This is a genomic window from Geodermatophilus sp. SYSU D00700, assembly GCF_054050255.1.
Window position 1 is genome coordinate 24,040 of the sequence record NZ_JBJGZA010000020.1, and the last position, 16,242, is coordinate 40,281.

General features: G+C 75.0%; 12 protein-coding genes. 8 read left to right on the forward strand and 4 right to left on the reverse strand.

What is annotated here, in order from left to right; all coding sequences use genetic code 11:
* The first annotated feature begins 77 nt into the window (after nt 1-77).
* From ACI79V_RS15205 to ilvC, 5 genes are all read left to right on the forward strand, one after another.
* Nucleotides 78-2,783, forward strand: a complete 2,706-nt coding sequence (locus ACI79V_RS15205; RefSeq protein ID WP_456890503.1) for a putative bifunctional diguanylate cyclase/phosphodiesterase — start codon at nt 78-80, stop codon at nt 2,781-2,783.
* A complete protein-coding gene (locus ACI79V_RS15210; protein WP_456890504.1) occupies nt 2,776-5,457 on the forward strand; it encodes a putative bifunctional diguanylate cyclase/phosphodiesterase in 2,682 nt (893 codons plus the stop codon). The genes ACI79V_RS15205 and ACI79V_RS15210 overlap by 8 nt, the downstream gene beginning before the upstream one ends.
* A gap of 231 nt (nt 5,458-5,688) precedes the next feature.
* Nucleotides 5,689-7,557 carry an acetolactate synthase large subunit gene (locus ACI79V_RS15215; RefSeq protein WP_456890505.1) on the forward strand — a complete coding sequence of 623 codons (1,869 nt, stop codon included), beginning with the start codon at nt 5,689-5,691 and terminating at the stop codon, nt 7,555-7,557.
* Entirely contained in the window at nt 7,557-8,090 is a 534-nt protein-coding gene (gene ilvN / locus ACI79V_RS15220) for an acetolactate synthase small subunit (RefSeq protein ID WP_456890506.1), read from the forward strand. The genes ACI79V_RS15215 and ilvN overlap by 1 nt, the downstream gene beginning before the upstream one ends.
* 36 nt (nt 8,091-8,126) lie before the next feature.
* Nucleotides 8,127-9,155, forward strand: coding sequence for a ketol-acid reductoisomerase (gene ilvC, locus ACI79V_RS15225; RefSeq protein WP_456890507.1), 1,029 nt, complete (start codon nt 8,127-8,129; stop codon nt 9,153-9,155).
* A gap of 71 nt (nt 9,156-9,226) precedes the next feature.
* On the opposite strand, the gene ACI79V_RS15230 is transcribed toward ilvC, so the two are convergent.
* Nucleotides 9,227-9,838: a hypothetical protein gene (locus tag ACI79V_RS15230; RefSeq protein ID WP_456890508.1), complete on the reverse strand. Its 612-nt coding sequence runs from the start codon at nt 9,836-9,838 to the stop codon at nt 9,227-9,229.
* A gap of 121 nt (nt 9,839-9,959) precedes the next feature.
* A complete protein-coding gene (locus ACI79V_RS15235; RefSeq protein WP_456890509.1) occupies nt 9,960-10,856 on the reverse strand; it encodes a hypothetical protein in 897 nt (298 codons plus the stop codon).
* 174 nt (nt 10,857-11,030) lie between these two features.
* On the opposite strand from ACI79V_RS15235, the gene serA reads away from it, so the two are divergent.
* From serA to cimA, 3 genes are all read left to right on the forward strand, one after another.
* Nucleotides 11,031-12,632, forward strand: coding sequence for a phosphoglycerate dehydrogenase (serA, locus tag ACI79V_RS15240; protein ID WP_456890510.1), 1,602 nt, complete (start codon nt 11,031-11,033; stop codon nt 12,630-12,632).
* A 15-nt stretch (nt 12,633-12,647) separates the two neighbouring features.
* Nucleotides 12,648-13,670: a 3-isopropylmalate dehydrogenase gene (locus ACI79V_RS15245; RefSeq protein ID WP_456875540.1), complete on the forward strand. Its 1,023-nt coding sequence runs from the start codon at nt 12,648-12,650 to the stop codon at nt 13,668-13,670.
* A 159-nt stretch (nt 13,671-13,829) separates the two neighbouring features.
* Nucleotides 13,830-15,440 carry a citramalate synthase gene (gene cimA / locus ACI79V_RS15250; protein WP_456890511.1) on the forward strand — a complete coding sequence of 537 codons (1,611 nt, stop codon included), beginning with the start codon at nt 13,830-13,832 and terminating at the stop codon, nt 15,438-15,440.
* 31 nt (nt 15,441-15,471) lie between these two features.
* Here cimA and ACI79V_RS15255 read toward each other — a convergent pair whose 3' ends face one another.
* Both ACI79V_RS15255 and ACI79V_RS15260 read right to left on the reverse strand, forming a co-directional pair.
* On the reverse strand, nt 15,472-15,801 hold the full coding sequence (locus ACI79V_RS15255) for a putative quinol monooxygenase (RefSeq protein WP_456890512.1): 330 nt from the start codon (nt 15,799-15,801) through the stop codon (nt 15,472-15,474).
* A 25-nt stretch (nt 15,802-15,826) separates the two neighbouring features.
* The gene (locus ACI79V_RS15260; RefSeq protein ID WP_456890513.1) at nt 15,827-16,207 is read right to left on the reverse strand and encodes a VOC family protein; all 381 of its coding nucleotides are present in this window, start codon (nt 16,205-16,207) and stop codon (nt 15,827-15,829) included.
* Nucleotides 16,208-16,242 lie beyond the last annotated feature (35 nt).

A 16,242-nucleotide genomic window follows, 5' to 3' on the forward strand; every position in this document is an offset into this window, starting at 1 on the left:
GGGCGTTCCCCCCTCGTTGGGGTGAGCGGTCCCGGGGCGGGGTGTGGCGGGTCCGCCGGGGTGCCGACACCCGGGGTGTGGAGCGACGGACCAGGTGGCTGTTCGCGACGGCCGTCCCGGCCGCCGTGGCGTGCGTGTGCGCCACCGCCGTCCCGGCGCTGCACCTGCTCGGCGACGTCGTCACCGGCCTGGCCGGGGTGGCGACGTCGGCCGCGCTGTGGGCCGCCAGCCGCACCGGCGGGCCCGCCGACCGCCCCTGGCGGCTGCTCGCCCTCGCCCCGCTGTTCCCCGTCCTCGCGCTGGTCGTCTCCTGGACCGCCCAGCCGGACACCGTGCTGCACCAGGTGGTCCTGCGCTGGCTGCCGACCGTCCCCGGTTACGTGGTCACGGTGGCCGGCCTGCTCGGCATGGTCGGACGCGCCACCCTGCGCGCCACCGGCTCGCGGACCGTGCTCGAGCTCGCCCTCTTCGGCACGGCCGCGGTGGTGGTCATGCAGGTGCTCATGGTCGGCCCGGGCACCAGCTGGACCACCCTCTCCCTCGGCGCGCAGCTCGTGCTCGGCGCCGCCGTCGCGGCCACCGGGGCGGTCATGGCCGCCGCGCTCACCGTCCTCGGCGCCGTCGAGGCGCACCGCCAGCGCATGGCCGGCGTCCTGCTCGGCGCGCTGGTGCTGCTCGCCGCCGGCCGCGGCACCGGCACCTCCGCCGCGCTGCTCGGCGCGCCCGACGTCGTCGCCGCCACCCGCGTCGCGGTCGTCCTCGGGCTGGCGCTGCTGGTGCTCGCGCGCTCGCTCGACACCGGCCCGGCCGCGGCCCCCGCGTCCTCCGAGGTCCCGGCCGGCGGCCTCGCCGTCGCACTGCGGTCGGTGCTGCCGCAGCTCGCGCTGGTCGTCGTCGTCGCGACCGCCCTCGTCCCGCTGGCGGTGGGCACCGCACCGACCTGGGTGACCCTCGCCGGGGTCCTGCTGTGCGTCGCGCTGTCGGCGGCGCACCGCTGGGTCGCCGCCCGCGAGGACCAGCAGCGCAGCGCCCGCCTGCGCCACGACGAGGCCTACTTCCGCAACCTGCTGCGCTCGACCCGCGAGGCGGTGCTCGTCCTCGACCGCCGGCTGCGGGTCGACTGGGCGTCCCCGGCGCTGGCCGCGCTCCTGGGCACCACGCCGGCCGACCTGGCCGGCCGCGACCTGCTCACCGGCGCCGCGGGCCGGCCCGGGACCATGGACCCCGAGGACGCCGCCCGGCTGCGGCGGGTCCTCGACGGCGGCCCCGACGGCACCGCCGGGCTGGTGACGCTGCACCTGCGCGACGCGGCGGGAGGCGTCCGCTGCCTGGAGGCCAGCGTCTCCGACCTGCGGGCCGAGGAGTCGGTCGCCGCCGTCGTCCTGCACTGCCGCGACGTCACCGAGCGCGAGGCCCGCGAGCGCGCCCTCGAGGAGGTCGCCTACGCCGACGAGCTGACCGGCCTGCCCAACCGGGCCGGCTGGCACGCCGCGCTGGCCGCCGCCGTGTCCGGCCCCGTCCCCGGTCCCGCGGTGCTCCTGGTCGACGTCCGCGGCCTCGACGCCGTGCGCGAGCACGCCGGCCGCGACACCGTCTCCGCCGTCCTCGTCGAGCTCGGCCGGCGGCTGCGTGCCACCGTCCGCGGCGAGGAGGTGGTCGCCCGACTGGCCGGCGGCACGTTCGGTGTCCTCGCGGCGGGCGACGCCGACACCGCCGTCCTGCTCGGCGACCGCTGCCTGGGCGTCATCGAGCAGCCCGTGACCACCCCCGCAGGCGTCTTCGACCTCACCGGCGACGTCGGCGTCGTCGTGGTCGAGCCCGGCCTCGGCGTCGCCGAGCTGACCGCCCGCGCCGAGCTGGCCGTCACCACCGCCCGCGCCTCGGGTACGGCCCGCGCCACCCTGTGGACCCCGGCGCTGGGCGCGGCCGCCGCGCGCCGCGACCGGCTGCGGGAGGACGTCGCCGGCGCCGCCGCCCGCGGCGAGCTGTGGCTGGCCTTCCAGCCGATCGTCTCGATGGAGGAGCAGCGGGTCACCGGCGTCGAGGCGCTGCTGCGCTGGCGGCACCCCGAGCTCGGCGAGGTCCCGCCGCGCGAGTTCGTCCCGGTCGCCGAGCGCGCCGGCGTCATCGCCGAGCTCCAGCGCTGGGCGCTCCGGGAGGCGTGCACGACCACCGCCGCGCTGCCCGCCGTCCGGGGCGTGCCGCTGCGGCTGGGGGTCAACATCTCCGCCGCGCACGTCGCCGCCCGCACCCTCGTCGAGGACGTCGCCGGCGCGCTGTCGGACTCCGGGCTGGAGCCCGAGCGGCTCGTCCTGGAGATCACCGAGGCGACCGTGCTCGCCGACGGCGACTCCGCGGCCGGCGACGTCTCGGCGCTGCGCCTGATGGGCGTGCACGTGGCGCTCGACGACTTCGGCACCGGCTCCTCCTCGCTGGTGCAGCTCACCCGCCTGCCCATCGACGTGCTCAAGCTCGACCGCGCGATGGTCTCCCGGGTCGACCGCGACCGGCAGAGCCGCGCGCTGTGCGAGTCGGTGGTGACCATCGGCCGCACGCTCCGCCTCGACGTCGTCGCCGAGGGCGTGGAGACCCCCGCGCAGCTCGGCGTGCTGCGCGGCATGGGGATCGGCTTCGCGCAGGGCTTCCTGCTGTCCCGCCCGCTGCCGGCGGCCGAGCTGGCGCACGTGCTGCAGGACAACGCCGGCGCGCTGTGGCCCGGCCTGGTCGGGCTGGCGGCCGCGCCGGTGGAGGAGCCGGCGGTCCGGGTGGTGCGCGGTGCGTGACCTCCCCGCCCGCGCCGGGACGGCCGTGCAGGTGCTGCTGGCCCTGCTCGGCGCCGCGACGACGGCGCTGCAGCTCACCGGGTCCCCGGCGACGGTCACCGTGGTGCCCGCCGTCCTCGGGCTGGCGTCGGCCGCGTCGGCCGCCGTCCTGGTCCCGTGCGCGCTGCGCCGGCCGGGCCGCGCCGGGCGTCCCTGGTGGGCGCTGGCCGCGTCCGGGGCGCTGCTCGCCCTGGGCCAGGCCCTGGCCCTGACCCGCCCCGCCCGGGACCTGCCCGCCGCCGGGGTCGAGGACCTCCTCACCCTGGCCGGGGTGCCGCTGGGCGTGGCCGCGGCACTGCTGCTGCTCCCGCCGCGGTCGGCCCGCCGGGTCGGCACGCGGGTGCTGCTCGACGCCGTGGTGGTCACCCTGGCCCTCGCCCTGTGCGGCGCGGTCCTGCTCACCGACCTGGTGACCGGGACCGCGGGCGGCCCGGGGCTGGTGACGGCCGGGTACCCGCTGGTCGGTGCGGTGCTGGCCGGCGTCGGCCTGGTCGCGGTCACCGCCGTCGCCGAGCCGCGCCGGCGCAGCGCCACCTGGCTGCTGGGCGCCTTCCTCGCGATGGCCGTCGTGGCGCTCTCCGGCGCGGTCGAGCGGGCGACGCCGGACGCCGCGGCCGGCTGGGGCGTGCTCACCGTGCTCGGCTGGCTGACCATGCTGGGCGCGGGCCTCCGCGCCGCCGCCGCGGACCCGGGGGAGGGCGCGCCGGTGCCGGCCGCCCGTGCCCTGCCGCTGCGGGGCGGGGTCCTCGCGCACGGGACGGCGACCCTGGCCCTGGTGGCCGTCTGCAGCGCCGCGGTGACCGGCCGCCCCGTGACCGCCGCCGAGGCCGCCTGCGCCGTCGTCCTGCTGGTGCTCACCTCGGCCCGCACGCTGCTGTGGGCGCTCGACGCCGCCCGTCTCACCCGCCGCCTCGAGCGGACCGAGGGGTCGTTCCGCGCGCTGGTGCACAGCGGCGACGCGGTCACCGTCGTCCTCGACGCCGCGGGCCGGGTCTCGGCGGTGTCCGGGCCGGTCGCCGCGCAGCTCGGCCGGCCGGAGGAGGAGCTGGTCGGGCGGTCGTTCGCCACCCTGCTGCACCCCGACGACGCCGACCTGCTCGACCGCGTGGCCGCCGCCCTCGGCGACGACTCCGCCGCCGCGCTGCCCCTGGCCGGCCGGCTGCAGACCGCCGACGGGACCTGGCGGGACGTCGAGGTCTCCGGCGCGGTCCGCGACGGCGGCCGCTCCGAGCGCCTGGTGCTGCACCTGCGCGACGTGACCGAGCGCCGCGCCACCCACCGCGAGCTGGAGCGGCTGGCCTACACCGACTCCCTCACCGGCCTGCCCAACCGGGCCCGCTTCATGGCCGCGCTCGAGACCGCCCTCGACCGCGCGGGCCGCGGCCGCAGCGCCTGCGTGCTGCTGGTCGACCTCGACGGCTTCAAGGCGGTCAACGACGTCGCCGGCCACGACGCGGGGGACCGGCTGCTGTGCGAGGTGGCCGACGCGCTGCGCGCCGAGGCCCGCGGCACCGACCTGGTCGCCCGCCTGGGCGGCGACGAGTTCGCCCTCGTCGTCGACGCCGGGCCCGAACAGGCGCTCGCGCTGGCCGAGCGGCTGGTCCGGCGGCTGGACCACACCCGCCGACACGACGACTCCGGCGCGCTGCTGCACGTCTCGGCCAGCGTCGGGGTCACCGAGGTGCTGCCCGGCGCCGACGTCTCGGCGACCGTCCGCGAGGCCGACCTGGCGCTGCGCACCGTCAAGGCGCAGGGCAAGAACGGCGTCCGGGCGTCGGGGGAGGCCCTCGTCGAGGAGTCCGCCCGGCGCAGCCGGCTGGCCCGCGACCTGCCCGCCGCCATCGAGCAGGGCCGGCTCCGGCTGGTCTACCAGCCGGTCGCGGGCACCGCGGAGCGGCGCGTCCTCGGCGTCGAGGCACTGGCCCGCTGGGACCACCCCGAGCTCGGCCCGGTCTCCCCCGAGGAGTTCATCGGGCTGGCCGAGGAGGACGGCCTCATCGTCCCGCTGCAGCGCTGGGTGCTGGACACCGCGACCGCCGAGCACGCGCGCCTGGTCGCCGGCGGCCGCGACCTCAAGCTCGGCGTCAACATCTCCGTGCGCCACCTGCAGGCCCGCTGCCTGGTCGAGGACGTCACCCGCGCCCTGCGCCGCTCCGGGCTGCCCGCGCGGATGCTGATGATCGAGGTGACCGAGAGCGTCCTCATCGACGACGACGAGCGGCTGCTCAGCGAGCTCGCCGAGCTGTCGGCGCTGGGCTGCATCGTGTCCCTCGACGACTTCGGCAAGGGCTGGTCCTCGCTGGCCTACCTCGCCCGGCTGCCCGTGCAGGTGCTGAAGATGGACCGCGGGTTCGTCTCCGGCATCGACACCGACCCCCGCGGCGCGGCGCTGGTGGGCAGCGTCGTCGACCTCGGCCGCACGCTCGGCATGGACGTCGTCGCCGAGGGCGTCGAGACCCCCGCCCAGCTCGAGGTGCTCACGCGGCTGGGCTGCACCTTCCTCCAGGGCTGGCTGATCGGCCGCCCGGTGCCGGCCGCCGACCTGCCTGCGCTCGTCGACGGGTTCGACCCCGCACTGCTCGCCGACGCCGTGCGGGAGCCCGACGCCGTCCGGGAGCCCGTCGCCGTCCCATGACGCGGGCGAATCGGTCCCACTGAGTGGGACGGTGTGGTTGACGTCCCGGCGGGGGAGGCGCACAGTGTCGTCGTGCCCTCCGCCTGCCTGCTCCTCGTAGTCGCCTAGCGCGCCGGTCGACCGACCGACGCGCTACGCCCCTCTGTGCCCGCGGCACGAGGGGTTTTTTCTTGCCCGAGCAGGCACCCGAACCGCACGACCCCCGCACGTCCGGCCCAGGAGACGCCCCGCATGACCACCACCCGGAGTGAGTCCGCCACCCGAGAGGCCGCCGCCGCCCTCACCGGCGTCGAGACGACGGCCCGCTCGATCGCCGAGTCCGCCGCCCGGCCGGCCTCGGGCATCACCGGCGCGCAGAGCCTGGTCCGCTCGCTGGAGGCCGTCGGCGTCGAGGTCGTCTTCGGCATCCCCGGCGGCGCGATCCTGCCCGCCTACGACCCGCTGTTCGACTCCCACGTCCGCCACGTCCTGGTGCGGCACGAGCAGGGCGCCGGTCACGCGGCCACCGGCTACGCCCAGGCCACCGGCCGGGTGGGCGTCTGCATGGCCACCTCCGGGCCGGGCGCGACCAACCTGGTCACGCCGCTGGCCGACGCCCACATGGACTCGGTCCCGATCGTGGCCATCACCGGCCAGGTGCCCAGCGCCTCGATCGGCACCGACGCCTTCCAGGAGGCCGACATCCGCGGCATCACGATGCCGATCACCAAGCACAACTTCCTGGTGACCGACCCGGCGGAGATCCCGCAGCGGATCGCCGAGGCCTTCCACCTGGCCGCCACCGGTCGCCCCGGCCCGGTCCTGGTCGACATCCCCAAGGACGTGCTGCAGGCCACCACCGACTTCGCCTGGCCGCCGCGGCTGGACCTGCCCGGCTACCGGCCGACCACCCGCCCGCACGGCAAGCAGGTGCGCGAGGCCGCGGTGCTGATCGCCGGCGCCCGCCGGCCGGTCCTCTACGTCGGCGGCGGGGTGCTCAAGGCCGGCGCCACCGAGGAGCTGGCCGAGCTCGCCGCGCTGACCGGCGCGCCCGTCGTCACGACCCTCATGGCCCGCGGCGCGTTCCCCGACAGCTCGCCGCAGCACCTGGGCATGCCGGGCATGCACGGCACCGTGGCCGCGGTGACCGCGCTGCAGAAGGCCGACGTCCTCGTGGCCCTCGGCGCCCGGTTCGACGACCGGGTGACCGGGAAGCTGTCGACCTTCGCGCCCGGCGCGCTGGTGGTGCACGCCGACATCGACCCGGCCGAGATCGGCAAGAACCGCAAGGCCGACGTCCCGATCGTCGGGGACGCCAAGGAGACCATCGCCGAGCTCGTCGGCGCGCTGCGCGCCGAGCACGAGGCCGGCCGCACGCCCGACCTCGCCGCTTGGTGGGCGCAGCTGGACGACTGGCGCACCCGCTACCCGCTCGGCTACGACTGGCCCGAGGACGGCTCGCTGTCGCCGCAGTACGTCATCGAGCGGATCGGCGCGATCGCGGGCCCCGACGCGATCTACACCTCCGGGGTCGGCCAGCACCAGATGTGGGCCGCGCAGTTCATCCGGTACGAGAAGCCGGGCACCTGGCTCAACAGCGGCGGCGCCGGGACCATGGGCTACGCCGTGCCCGCGGCGATGGGCGCCCGGTACGGCCGTCCCGACGCCACCGTCTGGGCCATCGACGGCGACGGCTGCTTCCAGATGACCAACCAGGAGCTGGCCACCTGCGCGATCGAGGGCATCCCGATCAAGGTCGCCGTCATCAACAACGGCAACCTCGGCATGGTCCGGCAGTGGCAGACCCTGTTCTACGAGGGCCGCTACTCCAACACCAAGCTGCACGCGGTGGACGACGAGGGCCGGCCGAAGCCGGTGCGCATCCCCGACTTCGTGATGCTGGCCGAGGCACTGGGCTGCGTCGGACTGCGCTGCGAGTCCAAGGACGACGTCGACGCCGTCATCGAGAAGGCGATGGCGATCACCGACGCCCCGGTGGTCATCGACTTCGTCGTCGGCGCCGACGCCCAGGTCTGGCCGATGGTCGCCGCCGGCGCCAGCAACGACGACATCCTGGCCGCGCGCGACCTGCGCCCGGTCTTCGGAGAGGGACAGGTCTGATGAGCCGCCACACCCTGTCGGTCCTGGTCGAGAACAAGGCCGGTGTCCTCGCCCGCGTCTCGGCGCTGTTCAGCCGGCGCGCGTTCAACATCGAGTCCCTCGCCGTCGGCCCGACGGAGAACCCCGACCTGTCCCGGATGACGATCGTCGTCGACGCCGAGTCCGCGCCGCTGGAGCAGGTGACCAAGCAGCTGAACAAGCTCGTCGAGGTCATCAAGATCGTCGAGCTCGACGGCGGCGCGGCGGTGCAGCGCGAGCTGCTGCTGGTCAAGGTCCGCGCGCCGCTGGCCGAGCGCACGACCGTGCTGCAGACCGCCGAGCTGTTCCGCGCCCGCGTCGTCGACGTCAACACCGACACGGTGACCCTCGAGGCCACCGGCACCCCGGACAAGCTGCAGGCCCTGCTCGCCGTCCTCGCCCCGCTGGGGATCAAGGAGATGGCGCAGTCGGGCACCGTCGCCCTGGGCCGCGGACCGCGGTCGATGAGCGGCGCCGGTACCTTGCGCCCGGTCGACCGCAGCGCGACCGCCTGAACCCCCGATCCGAACCCATCGAAGGAGCACCACCGCATGGCCGCCGAGATCTTCTACGACGACGACGCCGACCTGTCGATCATCCAGGGGCGCACCGTCGCCGTCATCGGCTACGGCAGCCAGGGGCACGCGCACGCGCTGTCGCTGCGCGACTCCGGGGTCGACGTCCGGGTGGGCCTGCCCGAGGGCTCGAAGAGCCGGCCCAAGGCCGAGGCCGAGGGCCTGCGCGTCGTGACGCCGGCCGAGGCCGCCGCCGAGGCCGACCTCGTCGTGGTCCTCGCCCCCGACCACGTGCAGCGGACCCTCTACACCGAGTCGATCGAGCCCAACCTGCAGGACGGCGACGCGCTGTTCTTCGGCCACGGCTTCAACATCCGGTTCGGCTACGTCAAGCCCCCGGCCGGTGTCGACGTCGCCATGGTCGCCCCCAAGGGTCCCGGTCACCTGGTCCGTCGCGAGTTCGAGAACGGCAAGGGCGTGCCCTGCCTGGTCGCCGTCGAGCAGGACGCCACCGGGCAGGCCCTGCCGCTCGCGCTGTCCTACGCCAAGGCCATCGGCGGCACCCGCGCCGGCGTCATCCGGACGACGTTCGCCGAGGAGACCGAGACCGACCTGTTCGGCGAGCAGGCGGTGCTCTGCGGCGGGGCCAGCGCGCTCATCACCGCCGGGTTCGAGACGCTGACCGAGGCCGGCTACCAGCCCGAGGTCGCCTACTTCGAGTGCCTGCACGAGCTCAAGCTGATCGTCGACCTCATGTACGAGGGCGGCATCGCCAAGCAGCGCTGGTCGGTGTCGGACACCGCCGAGTACGGCGACTACACCTCCGGCCCGAAGATCATCGACGCCCGCGTCAAGGAGTCGATGAAGGAGGTCCTGGCCGCGATCAAGGACGGCTCGTGGGCCGCGGCCTTCATCGCCGACCAGGACGCCGGCGCCCCCGACTTCAAGCGGCGCCGCGCCGAGGCCGAGGCGCACCCGATCGAGGAGACCGGCCGCAAGCTGCGCGGCCTGATGAGCTGGGTGTCGGCCTCCGACGACTACACCGGCACCGCCGCCCGCTCGTAGCGTCCGGCAACGCGAACGGCCCCCGCTGCCACTGGCAGCGGGGGCCGTTGCGCGTCGGGACGGGGTGGGACTCAGTACGACAGGCCCCGGGAGGCGAAGTACTGCTTCGCCTGCGGCTGCTGCAGCAGGAAGATGATCAGCCCCGGCAGCAGGAAGCCCAGCAGCGCCGAGAACTCGAACCCGCCGCCGACGGCCAGTGAGATGACCAGGGTCAGCAGCTGGATGCCGACCGAGGCGTAGCTGCCGAGCAGGAGCAGCCGGGGGCCCTTGCCGGTGAGCACCTGGATACCGCCGACGAGGACGACCACGGCCGTGGCGATAGCCAGGAGGGTGACCAGCCCGAGCAGCGGGCTCAGCGCGAACAGCAGGCCGATGCCCAGCAGCGCCAGCAGGCCGAAGAGCGAGCCGAGGCCACCGATGACGACACCGATGACCGCGGCGGCCGTGACCTGGCCGGGACGCCGGCCCGACGGCCCACCGCCGTAGGGGGACGGGCCGGTGAAGTTGCCGTAGGGCGCCGGCTGGCCGTACGGGGCCTGCCCGTACGGCTGCTGGCCGTGGGGCTGCTGCCCGTACGCCTGCTGCTGCCCGTAGGCGGGCTGGCCGTAGGGCTGCTGGCCGGGCACCCCGGACCCGGGCTGACCACCCGGCGGCGTGTTGTTGTCGAAGCTCGGGCTGGTCATGTGCCTGCGGATCTCCTCTGGACGGACGGACGGCGCCGGGTCGGTGGTTGGCGGAGTGTAGGGCTGGGACCACGCCCCGTGGGGGCCCGCCGTCGCGGGCGGTCCCCCGGCGGGGGGATGGTCAGCGGCCGCGGCGGGCGCGGTGCGCGGCGAAGAACGCCGCGGCCGGCTTCATCGACAGCAGGACGACGATCGCCAGCGACCCGAGGAAGAACAGCAGGCTGGTGATGATCCCGCCGGCGCCCGCGTTCTGGGCGTCGGCCAGGTTGCCGATCAGGCCCAGCAGGGTGACCGCCAGCGCGATCGAGCCGCCGACGAGGAGCATCACGCGGCTGCGGCCGGTGAGCGCCCAGACCGATCCCCAGATCATGAGCACCGTCCACACGAGCGCCAGCAGGCCGAACACCAGGATGACGCCGCCGACGGCGCCGGCGACCGAGCCGAAGCCGGGGATCTCGTTGTCCAGCTCGTCACCGGCGCCGCTGGCCAGGGCCCCGGCGAAGATCAGGAGCAGGCTGAACAGCACGCCGATGGCGCCGAAGACGAACCCGAGCACCACGGCGGTCACCACGCTGCCGGGCTTGGCCGGGACGCCGCCCTGCCCGTACTGCTGGCCGTAGGCCTGCCCGTACTGCCCGTACTGTTCGGTGCCGTAGCCCTGCTGCCCGTACTGCTGCGGGTAGCCCTGCTGCCCGTACTGCTGGCCGTACTGCTGCTGCCCGTACTGCTGTCCGTAGGACCGGCCGCCGTACTCCTGCTGCCCGTACTCCTGCTGCCCGTACTGCTGCGGGGGCTGGGGCTGCCGCGTGTAGGGCTGGGTGTACTGGCCGGGCTGGCCGTACTGCCCCGGCTGCTGCCCGTAGGACTGCCCGGCCGTCTCGCCGGACGACTGCCCCTGCGGGTCGTACTGCGACGAGCCGGACGGCTGGTCCTGCCGGCCGTACGGCGTGGCACCGCCCTCGCCGGGGTCACGCCCGGGGTCGCGGCCCTGGCCCTGGTCCTTGCTGAAGTCGGTCATGGTCCCCTCCGGAGGCGTCGGCCCGTGCCGGCGCTGCTGGCCGCCAGGATGCTGGGGTATCAGGGACGGCGGCAAACAGGCACTACCCCGTCAGCGGGATGTCGTGGCCCCTGGGACGGGAAGTTCCCGGCCCGTGACCGGGTCGGACCCGCCTCGTCCCTAGGCTGTGGCCCCGTGACCGAGCGCGCCCCCGTGGTCCTGATCGCCGAGGAGCTCGCCCCCAGCGTGCTGGAGGTGCTCGGCGACGACGTGGAGGTCCGCCACGTCGACGGCGCCGATCGCTCGGCGCTGCTGCCCGCGCTCGCCGACGCCGCCGCCGTCATGATCCGCAGCGCCACCCGGATCGACGCCGAGGCGCTGGCCGCCGCACCCAACCTGAAGGTCGTCGCCCGCGCCGGCATCGGCCTGGACAACGTCGACGTCGCCGCGGCCACCGAGCGCGGCGTCATGGTGGTCAACGCCCCGACGTCGAACGTCGTCAGCGCCGCCGAGCACGCCGTCGCGCTGCTGCTGGCCGCCGCCCGGCAGATCCCCGCGGCCGACGCGTCGCTGCGCGAGGGCCGGTGGGCGCGGTCGCGGTTCATGGGCGTCGAGGTCACCGACAAGGTGGTCGGCATCGTCGGCCTGGGCCGCATCGGCCAGCTGGTCGCCCAGCGGCTGGCCGCCTTCGGCACCACGCTGATCGCCTACGACCCCTACATCCAGCCCGGCCGCGCCGCGCAGCTCGGGGTGCGGATGGTGTCGCTGGAGGAGCTGCTCCGCGAGGCCGACTTCATCACCGTCCACCTGCCGAAGACGCCGGAGACGCTCGGGCTCATCGGCGCCGCGGAGCTGGCCACCACCAAGCGCGGCGTGATCGTCGTCAACGCCGCCCGCGGCGGGCTGGTCGACGAGGCGGCGCTGGCCGACGCGCTGCGGTCGGGCCAGGTCGCCGCCGCCGGCATCGACGTGTTCGCGCAGGAGCCCACGACCGACAGCCCGCTGTTCGGGCTGCCCACCACCGTGGTCACCCCCCACCTGGGTGCCTCGACGACGGAGGCGCAGGACAAGGCGGGCACCGCCGTGGCCCACTCGGTGCGCCTGGCGCTGCAGGGCGAGTTCGTGCCGGACGCGGTCAACGTGCAGGCCGGCGGCGTGGTCGCCGAGGACGTCCGGCCCGGCCTGCCGCTGGCCGAGCAGCTGGGCACCGTGTTCACCGCCGTGGCCGGCGGGCTCGCGCAGTCGGTGACCGTCGACGTGCGGGGCAAGCTGGCCGAGTTCGACGACTCGGTGCTGCAGCTCGCCGTCCTCAAGGGCGTCTTCTCCGACGTCGTCGAGGAGCAGGTCACCTACGTCAACGCCCCGCTGCTGGCCGAGCAGCGCGGCCTGGACGTCTCGCTGACCAGCGACGTCGAGAGCCCCGACTACCGCAACCTGGTGCGGGTGCACGGCGTCATGGCCGACGGCCGCGAGATCGCCGTCGCCGGGACGCTGTTCGGCAAGAACCAGGTGCCCAAGCTGGTCGAGGTCGACGGCTTCGACATGGACCTCGACCTCTCGGGCCACCTGCTGTTCTTCCTCTACCAGGACCGGCCCGGCGTCGTGGGCACCGTCGGCGCGGCGCTGGGCGAGGCCGGGATCAACATCGCCGGCGCGCAGGTCAGCCGGACCACCCGGGGCGGTGAGGCGCTGATGGCCGTCGTCGTCGACAGCCCGGTCGGCGCGGAGCTGCTCGGCGACATCGCCGGCCGCATCGGCGCGCGCGAGGCCCGCTCGGCGGATCTCGACCCGCGCTGACCTAGGGTCGTCGCCATGCGCCTGGCTGTGATCGCGGGAGACGGCATCGGCCCCGAGGTGGTGGCCGAGGGGCTCAAGGTCCTCGGTGCGGTCGTGCCGGACCTGGAGACGACGCCCTACGACCTGGGCGCGGCCCGCTGGCAGCGCACCGGGGAGCTGCTGCCCGACACCGTGCTCGACGAGCTGCGCGGGCACGACGCGATCCTGCTCGGCGCGATCGGCGACCCCGGCGTGCCGCCGGGCATCCTCGAGCGGGGCCTGCTGCTGCGGCTGCGCTTCGAGCTCGACCACCACGTCAACCTGCGCCCGGCCCGGCTCTACGACGGCGTGCGCAGCCCGCTGGCCGAGCCCGGCGAGATCGACATGCTGTGCGTGCGCGAGGGCACCGAGGGCCCCTACGCGGGCAACGGCGGCGTGCTGCGTCGCGACACCCCGCACGAGGTGGCCACGGAGGTCAGCCTCAACACCGCCTTCGGCGTCGAGCGGGTGGTGCGCTACGCCTTCGAGCGGGCCACCGCCCGGCCGCGGCGGCACCTCACGCTGATCCACAAGACCAACGTGCTCACCCACGCCGGGTCGCTGTGGTCGCGGACGGTGGAGGAGGTGGCCGCGGAGTTCCCCGAGGTCACCGTCGCCTACCAGCACGTCGACGCCGCGTCGATGTTCTTCATCACCGACCCGGGCCGCTACGACGTCATCGTCACCGACAACCTCTTCGGCGACATCGTCACCGACGTCGCGGCCGCGGTCACCGGCGGCATCGGCCTGGCGGCCAGCGGCAACCTCGACGTCTCGGGCACCAACCCGGCCATGTTCGAGCCGGTGCACGGTTCGGCGCCCGACATCGCCGGGCAGGGGGTCGCCGACCCGACGGCGACCGTGCTGTCGGTGGCCCTGCTGCTCGAGCACCTCGGCCACGCCGACCTCGCGCGCAAGGTCGGCGCCGCCGTCGCCTTCGACCTCTCCACCCGCGACCCGCGGGGCCGGGTGCGCACGGTCGAGGTCGGCGACCGGCTGGCCGCCCTCGCCGGGGGCTGACGGTCCCGGGGTTAGACTCCCCGGCGATGCACCTGAACGGCAGCACCCCCATCATCGCCTAGCGCGCGGTCACCTCCCCGACCGCGCGCAGACCTCCCGTTCCTGGGGGGTCTTTCTCGTGTGAGGGGCCCGATCGCCGTCGAACCCCCGGGAGCACCCGTGGCCACCGACAGCCCCGTCCTCTCCGCCGGCAGCGACTTCCACGTCTTCGACACCACGCTGCGTGACGGCGCCCAGCGCGAGGGGATCAGCTTCTCCGTCGCCGACAAGCTCGCCACAGCGAGGCTGCTCGACGAGATCGGCGTGGGCTACATCGAGGGCGGCTGGCCGGGGGCGCTGCCCAAGGACACCGAGTTCTTCGCCCGCGCCCGCACCGAGCTCAAGCTGCGGCACGCGGTGCTGGTCGCCTTCGGCGCCACCCGCAAGGCCGGCGTCCGGGTGGAGGACGACCCGCAGGTGCGCGCCCTGCTCGACGCCGGGACGCCGGTGGTGTGCCTGGTCGCCAAGTCCGACGTCCGGCACGTGCGCGACGCGCTGCGGACCACGCTCGAGGAGAACCTCGCGATGGTGTCGGACACCGTCGCGTACCTCGTCGCGCACGGCCGGCGGGTGTTCGTCGACTGCGAGCACTTCTTCGACGGCTACGCCGCCGACCCCGATCACGGCGTCGCGGTGCTGCAGGCGGCGTTCGCCGCGGGCGCGGAGGTCGGCGTCCTGTGCGACACCAACGGCGGCATGCTGCCGATGGGGGTGGGCCGGGTGGTGGCCGACGTCCGGTCGCGCGTCGACGGGCGGCTGGGCATCCACTGCCAGGACGACACCGGCTGCGCGGTCGCCAACTCGCTGGCCGCCGTCGAGGCCGGGGTGACCCACGTGCAGGGCACCGCGAACGGCTACGGCGAGCGGGCCGGCAACGCCGACACCTTCGCACTGGTGGCCAACCTGGTGACCAAGATGGGCCTGCCGGTGGTGCCCGCCGAGTGCCTGGCCGAGCTGCAGCGGGTCAGCCACGCCATCGCCGAGCTGGCCAACATCGCCCCCGACGACCACCAGCCCTACGTCGGCGCGTCGGCGTTCGCGCACAAGGCCGGCCTGCACGCCAGCGCGATCAAGGTCAGCCCCGAGCTCTACAACCACCTCGACCCGGCGGTGGTCGGCAACGACATGCGCATCCTGGTCACCGAGATGGCCGGCCGCGCCTCGGTGGAGCTCAAGGGCCGCGAGCTCGGCGTGGACCTCTCCGGGCACGCCGACGCCGTCGGCCGCGTCGTCGACCAGGTCAAGGTCCTCGAGTCCGAGGGGTGGTCGTTCGAGGCCGCCGACGCCTCCTTCGAGCTGCTGCTGCGCTCCCAGCTGCCCGGCGCGCCCGCGCCGCTGTTCCAGCTGGAGAGCTACCGGACGACGGTCGAGCACTGGGGCAACGGCGTGGTCGTCAGCGAGGCGACCGTGAAGGTGCACCTGCCGGGCGCCGACGGGACGAGCGAGCGGGTGATCAGCACCGCGGAGGGCAACGGCCCGGTCAACGCGCTGGACAACGCACTCCGGCAGGCGCTGGTGAGCCGCCACCCGGAGCTGGCCGACGTCGCGCTGGCCGACTACAAGGTCCGCATCCTCGGCTGGAAGGGCGGCACCAGCGCGACCACGCGGGTGCTCGTCGACACCACCGACGGGGTGGGGGAGTGGACCACCGTGGGCGTCCACGCCAACATCGTCGAGGCGTCCTGGCACGCCCTCGTCGACGCCCTCACCTACGCCGTCCACTGCCGCTGACCACCCCGTCGCCGCACGGGGCCGAGCGGCGTCAGCTGCGTGGCTTGACCTCGCCCATCGGGCCGAAGCCGCTGACCTCCGGCGCGTCGACGTAGATGATCTCCGGCTGCTCGGCGACCAGGTCCGACATCCAGTCGAAGGCGGCCTTGGCGTGCGGGGTGGCCACGTGCGAGGCGCCGGCCTCGGAGTCCCGGAAGCCCTCGATGCAGACGAAGGTGTTCGGGTCGAGCACGCTGCGCGACCACTCGAAGAACAGGCTGCCCTCCTCCGCGTTCACCGCCGCCGCGTACTCGTCGGCGTGCGCCCGGAACTCGTCGATCCGGTCGGGGCGGACGGGGAACTTGATGACGATCAGGATCACGGGGTCCTCCTGTGGTCGAAGCGGGTCACAGCGGGTCGAGCCGGGTGCGCAGCAGGCAGAAGGGGTTGCCCTCCGGGTCGGCGAGCACGTGCCAGCTCTCCTCGCCGGTCTGCCCGACGTCGGCCCGGGTGGCGCCGAGGTCGAGCAGCCGCTGCAGCTCGGCGTCCTGGTCGCGGTCGGTGGCGTTGACGTCGAGGTGCAGCCGCGGCTTCGCCGGCTCCCAGTGGTCGACGGGGGTGAAGACCAGGGTGGGGGCCGGACCGCCGAAGCCTGCCTCCGGGCCGATCTCGACGGCGCCGTCCTCGTCGCGGCCGAGGACCCGGTAGCCGAGCACCTCCGCCCACCAGGCGGCCAGCGCCTCGGGGTCGCGGCTGTCGACGACGATCTCGCTCAGGCGGCAGGCCACAGGGGCACCGTAGGCGGGACGGCCGGTCGGCGCGG